The organism is Delftia sp. UME58 (assembly GCF_014170385.1).
GTDB lineage: Bacteria > Pseudomonadota > Gammaproteobacteria > Burkholderiales > Burkholderiaceae_C > Comamonas > Comamonas acidovorans.
In genome coordinates, this window is record NZ_LZZV01000090.1 from 13,794 (window position 1) to 27,041 (window position 13,248).

A 13,248-nucleotide genomic window follows, 5' to 3' on the forward strand; every position below is an offset into this window, starting at 1 on the left:
GGGGCCGGCGAGGTCAGGGCAGGACCTCGAAGGTGCCGACGTAGGACAGGCGGCGCTCCTTGGCCTGGGGCAGCGATGTCTTGCTGTCCTGGGCATCGGCATCCACCCAGTACATGCCGGCGGTGGGCCAGGTCACGCTGAACTCGCCCTTGGCGTCGGTCGTGGCCTTGATCTCGCCCTTGTTGTCGCGGTAGCGCGTGGCGCCGGGCACCAGCACGACTTCCAGGTTGGCGGCGGGCTTGCCGTCCACATGGAAGGCGAAGGTGGCCTTCTCGCCCTTGACCAGGTCGTTGGGATGGGTCACGGGCACCAGCTCCAGCCCCTTGCCGGAAGGCTTGACGGCGCTGGGCTTGCCCACGGTCACGAAGGTCTCGATGCGGCCCACCGACTGGGTCACCTTCAGGTCCTGCGCGTCGGCGGGCACATCGGCGGCGAACTTCTCGGGCGAGCCGCGCCAGCGGCGGTTCTGGCCCGTGGCCTTGTCCTTCCAGGAGGCAAACAGGCCGTCGTTGACGATGGCCAGGCGGTAGGTGCCGCTTTGCTGCAGGTCCAGGTCGAACACGCTGCGCAGCTTGCCGCGATGGGCATTCTGCGGCGCGACGGCCGAGCCGTCCGGCGCCGAGACGACGAGGTTGTCCAGGCCCAGCGGCACGTGGTTGAAGAAGAACAGGTCGTTGGAGACGGCGGCATCCACCGTGATCCATTCGGCCTTGGACAGCACCGTGGTCGAGGGCAGCAGCCACAGGTTGTGCGCCTGCGCGGCCTGGAAGGCGCCGCAGGCAATGGCGAGGCTGGCAGCCAGACGGACGGCAAAGCGGGTCTTGGACTTCATGAAGAATCTCCTTGGTTCATGGATGGGTCTGGCACGTGGGTACACCGCAAGATGCGTGGCCCACCAACATGCAGGGCCCAGCTCAGGGATGCCGAGCCAGGGCCGCCCCGCAGCGAGGGCGTCGTCCCCCTCGTGAGGGGGAAGGCGCGCAGCGCCTCAGGGGGTTTCAATTTCAAGGCTTGAGTTCGAGCGAAATCTCGCCCAGCTCGCTGCTGCCCTTGGCGCTCAGTTGCTCGGCCTTGGCCGCGGGCCACTTGAAGGGCACGGTAACCACTTCGCGGCCGCCGACTTCGCGCGCGGCCTCGACCACGAGCTTGTATTCACCGGGCGGCAGCTTGGCGAAGGGGTTGGCGCCTTCGGTGAAGCTCAGCTGGTGCTTGCCCACGGGACGCGTGGGGCTGGTCATGCCATCGATCGGCAACGTCAGGTCACGGCCCGTGCGGCGCCACCACTGGCGCATGTCCTTGAGCCACTTCGTGCCTTCGGCATTGCGCATCTTCACGTCGTACCAGACCGACAGCGTGGAGGCCACCGAGGCGTCGGCGCGCTCGATCCACACGGCCACGTAGGGGCGGTGGTATTCGGCGACATCCAGGCGCGGAATTTCCACGCCCACGTTCAGGCCGGCGGCAAAGACCGGGACCGCGCCCAGGCAGGCGCCAAGCGCCATGGTGTAGCGCAGAGAGAAGTGCGGATTCATTGGCAAGGCTCTTTCGGTTCTCAGTGGATCAACAGGAGGGCCAGCAGCATGGGAATCACCAGCCCCATGCCGACCATGGGCCAGGTGAAGGGGCGGTTGCCCGCATGCATCTTCAGGATGAACAGGCCCGTGACGGTGAACACCAGGCAGGCTGCGGCAAAGATGTCGATGAACCAGCTCCAGGCGGCGCCCGTGTTGCGGCCCTTGTGCAGGTCGTTCAGATAGGCGATCCAGCCCCGGTCGGTGCGCTCGTATTCGGCCTCGCCATCGGCCAGGGCAACGCGCACCCAGGCATCGCCGCCGGGGCGCGGCAGGGAGACATAAAGTTCGTCGTCCGTCCATTCGGCCTCGCGGCCCTCGGCCTCGAGGCCCCACTGGCCGCGCACCCAGTCCGCAAACGGCGCAGGCACGGGCGCCCGGTCGCGCGACTGGCTGGCCTGCTGCCGGACCAGTTGCACGCGCAGCGCATCGGGCAAGGCCGCCTCGCCACGCACGATGCGCGGCCTGGACTCGATCTGCCCCGCGTGATTGAGCGTGAACCCCGTGACCGCGAACAGCAGCATGCCGATCAGGCACAGCGCGGAGCTGACCCAATGCCACTCGTGCAGTGTCTTGAGCCAGTAGGAACGGCGCCGAGGGTCCGGTTTGGGGGGTGTCATCGCAACAGGAAAAGGCGGCAGCGCCACGCGGCGCCAACCATCATGGATGGCGGCCACGGGAGCACAGGAAGGGATAGGCCAGCGGATTCTACCGCCCACAAATAAGAATTGATCGCATTTACACAAGCTTTACCGGCTTAATCGTGCGCCACGCCAAGGCCGTGCCAGCACCACCCAAAGTAAAATAAGAATGCTTATCACTTGCATCGCCCCCTCTTCACCCTTCGTGTCCTGTCCCGCCGTGACTCCCCACCAGGCCCTTGCCCATCTTTACCAGCAGCACCATGGCTGGCTGCGCACCTGGCTGCAGCGCCGGCTGGGCCATGCAGGCGATGCGGCAGATTTCGCACAGGACACCTACGTGCGCGTGATGGAGTCCCGCACCGAACTGTCCGAGATCCGGGAGCCCCGCGCCTTCCTCACCACGGTGGCCAAGCGCGTGATGGCCAACCACCTGCGCCGCCGAGAAATTGAACGTGCCTATCTGGACACGCTGGCGCTGCAGCCCGAGCCGCTGGCGCCCTCGCCCGAGGAACGCGCCATCGTGCTGGAGACGCTGTGCGAGCTGGACCGCCTGCTCGACGGCCTGCCGCCCAAGGTGCGCGCGGCCTTTTTGCACGCCCAGCTGGACGGCATGGCCTATGCCGAGATCGCGTTGCTGCTGCAGGTCTCGGTCAGTTCGGTCAAGCAGTACATGGCGCGCGCCATCCGGCATTGCTACTTCCCGGAACATGCGGCATGACACAGCGCTGCGCTGCCGGGCGCGTCCATGGCGCCGATAGTATCGGCCCCGCGCTGCCGCCTGACGTGGTCCACAGCGCCGTGGACTGGCTGGTGCAGCTGTGGTCAGGCGAGTGCACAGAGGAGCAACGCGCGCAATGGCTGGACTGGCGCGCGGCCCATCCGCTGCATGAGCGGGCCTGGCAGCACATCGAGGCCACGAATGCGCGGCTCAGGCTGCCTGACGCACGCTCGAACAGCGGTCCCCTCAATGGACCCCTTGCCACGGCCACGCTGGCGCGCAGCCTCAAGACCGCCCAGTCACGCCGACGCCTGCTGGCCAGCGTCGCTGGCCTGGCCGGCGCAGGTGCTGCGGCATGGACTGCGCATGAGCGCCTGCCCTGGCAGGCCTGGAATGCCGATGTCAGCACCGCCAAGGGCGAGCGGCGCTCCCTGCAGTTGCCCGATGGCACGCAGTTGCTGCTCAACACCGAGACGTCCGTGGACCTTGCCTTCGACGACCGGCTGCGCCGCGTGCTGCTGTTGCGCGGCGAGCTGATGGTCACCACCGCCCATGACACGGCCCAGCCTGCGCGCCCCTTTGTGGTGGACACGCCCGCGGGCAGGCTGCGCGCCCTGGGCACGCGTTTCACGGTGCGCCATGACATGGAGACTGCGGATACACGCGTGGCCGTTTTCGAGGGCGCGGTCGAGGCCCGCAGCCGCGCGGGCGAGTTGCTGCGCGTCGACAGCGGCGAAGCCGCAAGGCTCAGTGCCACGCTGGCCCTGCCGGCCGGCGCGGCCGGCGAGGGGCCGGGCTGGGACGAAGGCGTGCTCGTGGCCTCGGGCATGCGCCTGGACCGCTTCATCGACGAACTGCGCCGCTACCGACCCGGGCTGATCACGCTGGCACCCGAGGTGGCCGGGCTGCGCCTGTCGGGTGTCTTCCCGCTCGCCGATACGGACCGCATCCTGCAGTCCCTGGTACAGGTGCTGCCCGTGCGCATCCATGTGCCGGTGCGCTACTGGGTGCGCATAGGTCCGGCATGAAGAGAAGGCGGCGGGACAACCCGGCCCGGTGACATCGGTCTGTACCTTTTCTCATCTCGCGTGACAAGCAGGGGAGAGGCGCTTTGCGGCGCCATGTTTCCTCCCTGATCCAAAGACCGCACCAACATGTCCGACCTCCATCACCAGCGCCGCCTCGCTACCGCGGCGGCACGCGTCCTCCGCCCCGCGCAGCCTGCGCCCGCGTTCCACCGGTCCGCATTGACCCTGGCCCTGGCCGCCGCACTGGCCAGCCTGTCCGCCCTGCCCTTGCCCGCGAATGCCCAGGCCCAGGCCCAGGCCCAGGCCCAGGCCCAGACAGGTACCGAGCGCGCCCAGGCCTACGACATTCCGGCAGGACCGCTGGAGGCCGCGCTCACGCGCTTCGCCAAGGCCTCGGGCGTGCTGCTGGCCTATACGCCCGAGCTGGTGCGCGATCTGCAAAGCCCGGGCCTGCAGGGCAGCCATGCGCCGGCCGAGGCGCTGACCCGCCTGCTGGCGGGCTCGGGCCTGGCGGCCGCGACCTCGGGCAACGGCGGCTATACGCTGCGCCGCTCGCAGGCATCGCCTGCCGCCTCAGCCGTGGGCGCCACCACGCTGGGCGAGGTGCGCGTCACCGCCAAGGCCGAGGTCGGCAGCGCCACGGAAGGCACGGGCGCCTACACCGCGACCGGGCCCAGCAGCACGGCCACGGGCCTGGGCCTGTCGCTGCGCGAGACGCCGCAGTCGGTGAGCGTGATGACGCGCCAGCGCATGGACGACTTCAAGCTGGAGACGCTGACCGACCTGCTGGAGCAGACGCCCGGCGTGGCCGTGGTCCGCCAGAGCGAGATGACCACCTTCAACGTGCGCGGCTCCAGCGTCAACCTGCAGACCGATGGCAGCCGCCAGCTCACCAATGGCTGGGGCTGGAACACGCACATCATGTACTCGCTGGACGATCTGGCCGAGATCGACCGCGTTGAAGTGCTCAAGGGCTCGTCGGGCCTTATCAATGGCGACGGCGCCTACGGAGCCACGGTCAACCTGATCCGCAAGCGCCCCACGCGCGACTTCCAGGCCAGCGCAATGGCCAGCGCGGGCAGCTGGGGCACCTACCGTGCCGATGCCGACATTGCCGGCCCGCTGAACCAGGAAGGCAGCCTGCGAGGCCGCCTGGTGGCCTCGCGCAAGAGCGGCGACAGCTTCCGCGACCACCAGCACAGCAACAGCTCCATGCTGTACGGCACGCTGGAATACGACCTCACCCCCGACACCCTGCTGAGCGCCGGCATCACCTACCGCCAGCGCGAGCTGCGCGGCTCGGGCGGCACCACGCCCATCCAGGGCTACACGGGCGCCGGCCAGTTCGTCGGCTGGATGCCGCGCTCGCTGAACATCGCCGCGCCCTGGTCGGGCTACGAACAGGAGTCGCTCAACAGCTTCGCGCGCCTGGAGCACCGCTTTGCCAGCGGCTGGAAGGCCAAGCTGCAGATGTCGCATGAAGAGGTGAAGACGCCCGACATGCAGATCGGCCTGCTGCGCTACGCCCTGCCCAGCTCGGCCCAGTTCGCGGCCTACAAGGACATCGAGTCCCGCAACCAGAACATCAGCATCGACGTGCAGGGCCCGTTCACGCTGTTCGGCCGCCAGCATGAGTTGCTGGTGGGCGCGGGCGCCGCACGCAACCGCACCACGCTGCTGCGCGGCGCGCGCCCCGGCGTGGACCTGCCGCAGGTGGACTTCAGCCAGGGCGGCGCAGCCATCCCGGCGCCGGCGGACAACATCCCCTATTCCAACGACCTGTTCAGCAACAAGCGCAGCTATCTCTACAGCGCGGCACGCCTCAATCTGGCCGATCCGCTGAAGCTGATCGCCGGCCTGCGCGTGACCAACTACGACCAGAAGGATGTGACCGACATCAGCTGGTACAACTACAACATGCGCGAGCATGGCGTGGTCACGCCCTATGCGGGCCTGGTGTATGACGTCAGCCCGAACATCTCGCTGTATGGCAGCTACGCCAGCATCTTCAAGGCGCAAAGCGCCAAGGATCTGCAGGAACGCACCCTGCCGCCCGAGGAGGGCCTGACCTACGAGATCGGCGCCAAGGGCGAATTCTTCGACAAGCGTTTGAACGCCAGCGTCGCCCATTTCTGGATGCGCACCGACAACACGGCCGTGGAAGACGGGCTCATGCCCAATGGCGACACGGCCTACCGCGCGGTCCAGGGCGCGCGCAGGCGCGGCTTCGAACTGGAACTGTCGGGCGAGCTGGCCAAGGGCTGGCAGGCCCAGGGCAGCTACGTGACCATCAACAGCAATCTGGACAACGCCGCCACCAGCCCGCGCCACCAGTTCAAGCTGGGCACCACCTACCGCTTCGCGCAGGGCGCGCTGTCCGGCCTGACCGTGGGTGGCGCCGCGCGCTGGCAGAGCGCCATCTCCACCAGCCGCGGCGCCGCCACGCTGCGCCAGGATGCCTATTGGGTGATGGACCTGATGGCGCGCTACCAGATCAACCGCCACCTCAGCATCGCGGCCAACGTCAACAACCTGTTCGACAAGCACTACTTCTCTGGCGTGACCAACTTCAATGCCCAGGGCCTGTACTACACCTGGGGCGCGCCACGCAGCGTCAACGTGAGCATGCGTTACGACTTCTGAGCGTGAAAGCGCATGGATGGAGTCACTAGAATAGGAATAATTCTCATTCCTCCAATCTCTCCATCCATGTCGCCCTCCCTGCCTGCCGGCAACGGCAGCGCCGCCACGGCGGCGGCCTCGCCCGAACGCCCGCTGGCCCAGGCCTTCTTCACCGACCACCATCCCTGGCTGCTGGGCCGCCTGCACCAGCGGCTGAGCAACCGTGCAGATGCCGAGGACCTGGCCTCGGAGACCTTTGTGCGCGTGGTGGCCCAGCCCGACCTGAGCGGCGTGGGCACGCCACGCGCCTTTCTGACCACCATCGCCAAGCGCGTGCTGTTCGACTTCTGGCGACGCCGCGATCTGGAGCGCGCCTATCTCGACGCCATCACCCACCTGCCGCAGGCCGTGGCGCCCTCACCCGAAGAACGCGCCCTGCTGCTCGAATCGCTGCAAGGCATAGCGCGCGCCCTCGACGGCCTGCCGGACAAGGCGCAGCGCGCCTTTCTCATGAGCCAGCTCGACGCCATGACCTATGCCGAGATCGGCAAGCAGCTGGGCGTGTCCGCCAGCATGGTGCGCAAATATATGGTCCAGGGCTGGCAGGCCTGCGCACGGGCGCTGGACGAGCAAGGCTGAGCCCATGGACAACGCCCTCCCCCAAGCTCCCGCCAACGCCCCCGGCAACGCGACCGACGAGGCCATCGACTGGCTGGTGCTGCTGCGCTCCGGCGAGGCCACGGCAGCCGAGCGCAGCGCCTTTGACGACTGGCTGAACCTCCATCCCGCGCATCGCCTGGCATGGCAGCGCCTGGCCGCACCCGTGGACGGAGCCTTTGCCGCAGCGCGCGCCTTCAACCAGCGTGCACCGGGCCATGCGGATGCGCTGGCACAGGCGCTGTCGTCGGCACGCAGCAGCGCGCTGCAGCGCAGGCGCCTGCTGCGCGGCGCCCTGGCCGTGGGCGGAGTGGGCACGGCCACGGCCCTGGTCGCGCAGCGCTTCACGCCGCTGCAGGACATGCTGGCCGACCTGCGCACCGGCACGGGTGAGCGCCGCAGCTTCGAGCTGGCCGATGGCAGCCAGTTGCTGCTGAATGCCCGCTCGGCCGTGGACCTGGAATACAGCGCCGGCTCGCGCAGCCTGCGCCTGCGCAGCGGCGAATGCATTGCCAGCGTGCAGCCGGATGCGCTGCGCCCGTTCAGCGTGCATTGCCGTCACGGCCATGTGCAGGTGGCGGCAGGAACGCAGGGCGCGCGCCTGTTGCTGCGCCAGCAGGACGATCGCAGTCTGGCCGTCGCCCTGCAGGGGCAGCTGGTGCTGGTCAGCGTGGGCGGAGCACAGCAGCCGTTGGACACAGGCCAAGCGGCATGGCTATCGCCCGCTGGCATCACGCCTGCAGCGGCCGATGCCACAGCCGCCAGCTGGCAGCAGGGGCGGCTGGTGGTCAACGACCGCCCGCTGGGCGAGGTGGTTGCAGCGCTTCGCCCCTACCGAGCCGGCCTGCTGCGCATCTCGGACGAAGCGGCCCGCCTGCGCGTGCACGGCATCTACCCTCTGGACGACAGCGACCGCGCCCTGGCCATCATCGGGGACACGCTGCCCGTGGCCGTGCATGTGCATTCGGCGGGCTGGCTGGTGCGGGTGGAGCGGGCCTGAGGCGGACGTCAGGCCTGGCGAACATTTTTCTCGCCACCACTGACGCTTTTCACCGCTTGTTGCACATGAGGGATGAGGGCCTGCATGGGCAGGCCTGCCCCTCATCTGCCATCCGCCAACCTCTGCCATGCAAGCAACACTCCATCGCGCACACCACATACGACCCGTGCTCAACCTGCAGCCCACGGTCGTGGCCGCCACCCTCGCCCTGCTGGGCGCTGCCGTCCACCCACCACAGTCCGCATGGGCCCAGACCAGTCCGGCCCCGCAGGCCTACGACATTCCCTCCCAGCCCCTGGGACAGACGCTCACCCGCATTGCGGCCGAGAGCGGACAGCCGGTATCCATCGATGCGGAGCTGGTGCGCAGCATCACGGCGCCAGCCGTGCGCGGCAGCTACACGCCCGAGCGGGCCGCGCGCGCAGCCCTGGCCGGCAGCGGGCTGGACCTGGTCCGCTCGGGCAGCGGTGCGCTGACCCTGATGCGGCGCCCTGCGGCCTCGGTGTCCAGCGACACGAGCGAGGACGCGGCCGCCGACTACACGCTGCGCGAAGTGCGTGTCTCCGCCCGGCGCCTGGGAGAGACCGAGGGCACGGGCTCCTACACCAGTGATGCCATCACCGTGGGCAAGACCGCACAGGCCATGCGCGAAATGCCGCAGTCGGTGGCCGTGCTCACGCGGCAGCGGCTGGACGACCAGAACATCACCGACCTGGGCAAGGCTGCCGAACAGGCCGTGGGCATCACGGTGACCGACAACAACTACCGCCTGCCCAACATCTATTCGCGCGGCTTCCAGATCAACAGCATCCAGCTGGACGGCGGCGCGCCCATGGACACGGGCCTGTATGCCAACGTGGCCTATGACCTGGCCGAGTACGACCGCATCGAGCTGCTGCGCGGCGCGGCCGGCCTGCTCAACGGCACGGGCAACCCGGGCGGTGCCGTCAACCTGGTGCGCAAGATGCCCACGGCCACGCCGCAGTTCAGCTTCACGGCCAGCGCAGGCCGCTGGGACAACTACCGCACGGAATTCGATGCCTCCGGCCCGCTGGCCTTTGACGGCAAGCTGCGCGGCCGCACCATCGTGGCCTATGAAAAGCGCAACTACTTCACGGACCGGCGCTCCAGCGAGAAGCCCTTCTTCTACGGCGTGCTAGAGACCGATATCGGTCCCGCCGCCACGCTGGCCCTGGGCCTGCGCGACCAGCGCCTGCGCGACCAGCGCCTGCACGAGAAAGGCAACGGCGCGGGCCTGCCGCGCTACAGCAACGGCGCCGACCTGGGCCTGCCGCGCAACACCGGCCTGACCACGGACTGGGCCCATATGGAAGGCTACTCCAGAGAAGCCTTCGCCAAGCTCACCTGGCGCCTGGCTCCCCAATGGACGCTGCGCGCCAACGCCACCCAGGCGCGCCAGCACGGCATGACCAAGGCCGCCTTCGGCGCCGTGGCCGTGGACCCGCTGACCGGCCAGGGCACGCGCTGGCTGGGCATTCCCACCGAGTACTGGAACCGCCAGAACCTGCTGGACGTGAACCTCAGCGGCGCCTTCAAGCTGCTGGGCCGCACGCACGAGCTGCTGGTGGGCTCGGACATGCAGGACATCAACAGCCGCCAGTACGACTACAGCTACCGCACAAATCCCATAGGCCGCCCCCTGGACGTCTTCAATCCGGGCGCAACGCCCTGGCCCGAGCCACAGCTGAACACCGATCCGCTGCGCAGCTATGGCCCTTACGGGCAAAAGCAGTATGGCCTCTACAGCACGCTGCGCATGGAGCTGACCGAGAGCACCAAGCTCATCGTGGGTGCGCGCTTCAACCGCTACAAGTACAGTGCGGCCTACCGCGAGCGCGAGGCTTCCGGCGCCTGGGCCGGGCAGGAAACCACGGGCTATTCCGAGCCCACCAAGGCCGTGCCCTTTGCCGGGCTGGTCCACGACCTGAACGCCCAATGGACGGCCTATGCCAGCTATGCCGAAATCTTCAAGCCCCAGGCCGAATACAAGGCCGGCCCCGCACCCGGCACGGGCCTGGAACCCATGCATGGCTCCACGGCCGAACTGGGCGTGAAGGGCGATCTGCTGGAAGGCAGGCTCAACACTGCGTTTGCCCTGTACCGCACCGAGCAGAACGATCAGGCCGTGCTGGACCCCGGCTATCCGCTGCAGGGCATCACCTGGCGCTCGGGGCAGTGCTGCTATGTGTCCAGCGGCAAGGTGCTCAGCCAGGGCCTGGACATGGAGGTCAGCGGCGAGCTGGCGCGCGGCGTCAATCTCCATGCCGGCTATACCTACAACCACAACCGCAACCGGGCGAGCAACACCGCGTTCAGCACGATCACGCCCCGGCACCTGCTCAAGCTCTGGGGCACCTGGCAGCTGCCGGGCCAGGCGTCGCCATGGAAGCTGGGGGCAGGCGCCACCGTGCAGAGCCGGCAATATGTCTCGGGCACGGCCGCCACGTGGAACGACGCCACCGCCAGGTACGACGGCCCCAGCGTCCCCTACAAGTACACGCAGGGCGGCTATGCGGTCTGGAATCTCATGGCCGAGTACAAGATCGATCCGCGCTGGACGCTCGTCGCCCACCTCAACAATGTGCTGGACAAGACCTACTACCGCACCGTGGGCACCTCGGTGTCGGGCAACTACTACGGCGAGCCGCGCAGCATGGCGCTGACGCTGCGCGGCAGGTTCTGATCCGGACAGGCCTTTGGCTGGGCTGGGTCGAACTGCGCGCTACCGTGTTGTGTCAAGTTGCTGACGCATATGCTTACATAATCTGCTTTTCTGATTCATTTGCGCCCACAATGGCGCGCGAACCCGATTGGAGACTGCATGCGCCTTCCGAGCTTTTCGCAAACCGCCGACGCCACCCCCACCGCTGACGGCACGCGCCCGAGCCGCCGCCAGATGCTGGCCCAGGGCGCTGCCCTGGCCATGCTGTGCTCTCCGCTGGCGCATGCCGCGCCGCCCGCTGCAGCGCCTGCAGCCCATGCGCCGCGCGCCGCCGGTGGCGCCCAGCGCGTGGCGAGCAGCCTGCGCATCGTCATTCCAGCCAATGCCGGCGGCGGCTGGGACCAGACCGGCCGCGCATTGGGCGCAGCCCTGGTGGCCAGCGGCGCGGCCGAGCGCGTGGAGTATGAAAACCTGGGCGGCAAGGGAGGCACCATCGGCCTGGCCCAGTTTGCCGAGCGCCATGGCAAGGACTCCGATGCGCTGCTGATCGGTGGCATGGTGATGGTCGGCGCGGTGGCACTGCAAAAGCCGGCCGTCAACATGTCGCATGTGCAGCCGATTGCCCGCCTGACCAGCGACTACCTGGTCGTGGCCGTGCCGGCCGATTCCCCCATCCGCAATGCCAAGGATCTGGTGGCTGCGCTGCGCAGCGACCTGGCCCACCAGTCGTTTGCAGGCGGCTCGGCGGGCGGCGTGGACCACATGTTCGCCGGCCTGCTCACGCGAGCGGCCAAGGCTGCGCCCGAGCAACTGGTCTACAAGCCGTTTCCGGGCGGCGCCCAGGTGGTGGAGGCCCTGCTCAATGGCGATGCGCGCATGGGCGTGTCCGGCTACAGCGAGTTCGGCGAGGCGCTGGCCAGCGGCAAGCTGCGCGCCATCGGCGTGTCCTCGCGCCGCAGCCTGTTCGGCCTGCCCTCGTTCCGCGAGCAGGGGCTGGATGCGGACATGGCCAACTGGCGCGCCGTCTTCACCGGCAAGCAGGTCAGCGCCGCACGTGCCCAGGCCCTGCTTGGCGCCGTGGAGCAGGCCACCCAGCACGAGAGCTGGCAGCGAGCCCTGCGCCAGAACCGCTGGGAGCCTTCCTGGCTGGCGGGCCGCGATTTCAGCGGCTTTCTGGAGCTGGAGCACACCACCGCCAGCGTGATGACCTATCTGCTCAAACTCAAGAGCTGAGAAACCGCCGCGCAGCGGGCAGGCTACGTGGCGGGCCTGCAACACTGGCTTGGTCATACGCGTATTCCTCTAGCGTGGGGCATTGCCGCTGTGGATTTTGAGCTACCAAACTTGTAGCAAAATGGATCCAGAGCTATAGTTCCCCGGGACTTGGCTCGGCGCGCGTTCCACCCGGACGCACCCGCCGGCCCACCCACACCATTGCGCAAGGAGAAGCGTCATGAGCTCCAAGGAAAACGCCGCCATCAACCAGCTGTTCGAGAAACTCGAATGCCGCTACGCGTTGCGCGTGCTGTGGGCGTTGCGTGACGGCCATCCTCAGACCTTTCGACTGCTGCAAGACAGCGTGGGCGGCATCACGCCCAACACGCTGAACACCCGCATCAAGGAGTTGCGCGAGTGCGGGCTGCTGGAGCATGGTTCCGACGGCTACACCGTGACGCTGGCCGGCCAGGACCTGCTCAAGCGCCTGTCCGATGTGCAGGCCTTTGCCAACCGCTGGGTGGCCGCGCGCGCCAAGAAGTGATGTCAGGCCGGGCGCGGCACCAGGCGCCACGGCCTCTTCCCGCGCAGGGCATCCGGCCCGCCGGGTCGTCTCCTTTCCCCTACCGTTTCTCTCTCAAGGAATACCACCATGGCTTTCACCACCACCGCATCCGGCCTGCAGTATGAAGACACCGTCGTGGGCGACGGCGCCGAAGCCCAGCGCGGCCGCAGCGTGACCGTGCACTACACGGGCTGGCTCTACAACAACGGCGTGCAGGGCGCCAAGTTCGACTCCAGCAAGGACCGCAACGATCCCTTCGTCTTCCCCCTGGGCGGCGGCATGGTGATCAAGGGCTGGGACGAAGGTGTGCAAGGCATGAAGGTGGGCGGCCAGCGCACCCTGATCATCCCGGCCGAGCTGGGCTATGGCGCCCGCGGCGCCGGCGGCGTGATCCCCCCCAACGCCACGCTGAAGTTCGACGTGGAGCTGCTGGCCGTCTGAGCCTGCACCCACAGGTTCATGCAAGGGCAAGGTGCGAAGGCGCCTTGCCCTTTTTCATTGCCGGGCCGCCCAAGCCCTCTCGGGGCGCGTGGGGGCCATTCCTC

The 13,248-nt window shown here is 68.2% G+C and carries 12 protein-coding genes; 9 read left to right on the forward strand and 3 right to left on the reverse strand.

What is annotated here, in order from left to right; all coding sequences use genetic code 11:
* Positions 1 to 13 precede the first annotated feature (13 nt).
* From A9976_RS22640 to A9976_RS22650, 3 genes are all read right to left on the reverse strand, one after another.
* The gene (locus A9976_RS22640; RefSeq protein ID WP_012206854.1) at positions 14 to 832 is read right to left on the reverse strand and encodes a DUF4198 domain-containing protein; all 819 of its coding nucleotides are present in this window, start codon (positions 830 to 832) and stop codon (positions 14 to 16) included.
* A 172-nt stretch (positions 833 to 1,004) separates the two neighbouring features.
* Positions 1,005 to 1,532 carry a DUF2271 domain-containing protein gene (locus A9976_RS22645; RefSeq protein ID WP_183020869.1) on the reverse strand — a complete coding sequence of 176 codons (528 nt, stop codon included), beginning with the start codon at positions 1,530 to 1,532 and terminating at the stop codon, positions 1,005 to 1,007.
* A gap of 20 nt (positions 1,533 to 1,552) precedes the next feature.
* Positions 1,553 to 2,191, reverse strand: coding sequence for a PepSY-associated TM helix domain-containing protein (locus tag A9976_RS22650; protein ID WP_183020870.1), 639 nt, complete (start codon positions 2,189 to 2,191; stop codon positions 1,553 to 1,555).
* Positions 2,192 to 2,381: 190 nt separating this feature from the next.
* Here A9976_RS22650 and A9976_RS22655 point away from each other — a divergent pair, with 190 nt between their 5' ends.
* The 9 genes from A9976_RS22655 (at position 2,382) to A9976_RS22695 (ending at position 13,144) form a co-directional block, all read left to right on the forward strand.
* Entirely contained in the window at positions 2,382 to 2,933 is a 552-nt protein-coding gene (locus A9976_RS22655) for a sigma-70 family RNA polymerase sigma factor (RefSeq protein WP_183020871.1), read from the forward strand.
* A complete protein-coding gene (locus tag A9976_RS22660; protein ID WP_183020872.1) occupies positions 2,930 to 3,961 on the forward strand; it encodes a FecR domain-containing protein in 1,032 nt (343 codons plus the stop codon). Before A9976_RS22655 ends, A9976_RS22660 begins: the two co-directional genes overlap by 4 nt.
* Positions 3,962 to 4,087: 126 nt before the next feature.
* A complete protein-coding gene (locus A9976_RS22665) occupies positions 4,088 to 6,604 on the forward strand; it encodes a TonB-dependent siderophore receptor (RefSeq protein WP_183020873.1) in 2,517 nt (838 codons plus the stop codon).
* A gap of 66 nt (positions 6,605 to 6,670) precedes the next feature.
* Positions 6,671 to 7,222, forward strand: a complete 552-nt coding sequence (locus A9976_RS22670; protein ID WP_183020874.1) for a sigma-70 family RNA polymerase sigma factor — start codon at positions 6,671 to 6,673, stop codon at positions 7,220 to 7,222.
* 4 nt (positions 7,223 to 7,226) lie between these two features.
* Positions 7,227 to 8,240, forward strand: a complete 1,014-nt coding sequence (locus A9976_RS22675; protein WP_183020875.1) for a DUF4880 domain-containing protein — start codon at positions 7,227 to 7,229, stop codon at positions 8,238 to 8,240.
* A 127-nt stretch (positions 8,241 to 8,367) separates the two neighbouring features.
* Entirely contained in the window at positions 8,368 to 10,944 is a 2,577-nt protein-coding gene (locus A9976_RS22680; protein WP_183020876.1) for a TonB-dependent siderophore receptor, read from the forward strand.
* Positions 10,945 to 11,082: 138 nt separating this feature from the next.
* Positions 11,083 to 12,156, forward strand: coding sequence for a tripartite tricarboxylate transporter substrate binding protein (locus A9976_RS22685; protein WP_183020877.1), 1,074 nt, complete (start codon positions 11,083 to 11,085; stop codon positions 12,154 to 12,156).
* Between the two features lie 220 nt (positions 12,157 to 12,376).
* Positions 12,377 to 12,682: a helix-turn-helix domain-containing protein gene (locus A9976_RS22690; protein ID WP_012206858.1), complete on the forward strand. Its 306-nt coding sequence runs from the start codon at positions 12,377 to 12,379 to the stop codon at positions 12,680 to 12,682.
* A 108-nt stretch (positions 12,683 to 12,790) separates the two neighbouring features.
* A complete protein-coding gene (locus A9976_RS22695) occupies positions 12,791 to 13,144 on the forward strand; it encodes an FKBP-type peptidyl-prolyl cis-trans isomerase (protein WP_012206859.1) in 354 nt (117 codons plus the stop codon).
* The last annotated feature ends 104 nt before the right edge of the window (positions 13,145 to 13,248 follow it).

Coding starts and splice junctions, on each gene's coding strand:
- A9976_RS22680 (WP_183020876.1), top strand. CDS start 8,368: ATGCAAGCAACACTCCATCGCGCACACCACATACGACCCGTGCTCAAC.
- A9976_RS22670 (WP_183020874.1), top strand. CDS start 6,671: ATGTCGCCCTCCCTGCCTGCCGGCAACGGCAGCGCCGCCACGGCGGCG.
- A9976_RS22650 (WP_183020870.1), bottom strand. CDS start 2,191: ATGACACCCCCCAAACCGGACCCTCGGCGCCGTTCCTACTGGCTCAAG.
- A9976_RS22655 (WP_183020871.1), top strand. CDS start 2,382: ATGCTTATCACTTGCATCGCCCCCTCTTCACCCTTCGTGTCCTGTCCC.
- A9976_RS22645 (WP_183020869.1), bottom strand. CDS start 1,532: ATGAATCCGCACTTCTCTCTGCGCTACACCATGGCGCTTGGCGCCTGC.
- A9976_RS22660 (WP_183020872.1), top strand. CDS start 2,930: ATGACACAGCGCTGCGCTGCCGGGCGCGTCCATGGCGCCGATAGTATC.
- A9976_RS22675 (WP_183020875.1), top strand. CDS start 7,227: ATGGACAACGCCCTCCCCCAAGCTCCCGCCAACGCCCCCGGCAACGCG.
- A9976_RS22640 (WP_012206854.1), bottom strand. CDS start 832: ATGAAGTCCAAGACCCGCTTTGCCGTCCGTCTGGCTGCCAGCCTCGCC.
- A9976_RS22690 (WP_012206858.1), top strand. CDS start 12,377: ATGAGCTCCAAGGAAAACGCCGCCATCAACCAGCTGTTCGAGAAACTC.
- A9976_RS22695 (WP_012206859.1), top strand. CDS start 12,791: ATGGCTTTCACCACCACCGCATCCGGCCTGCAGTATGAAGACACCGTC.
- A9976_RS22685 (WP_183020877.1), top strand. CDS start 11,083: ATGCGCCTTCCGAGCTTTTCGCAAACCGCCGACGCCACCCCCACCGCT.
- A9976_RS22665 (WP_183020873.1), top strand. CDS start 4,088: ATGTCCGACCTCCATCACCAGCGCCGCCTCGCTACCGCGGCGGCACGC.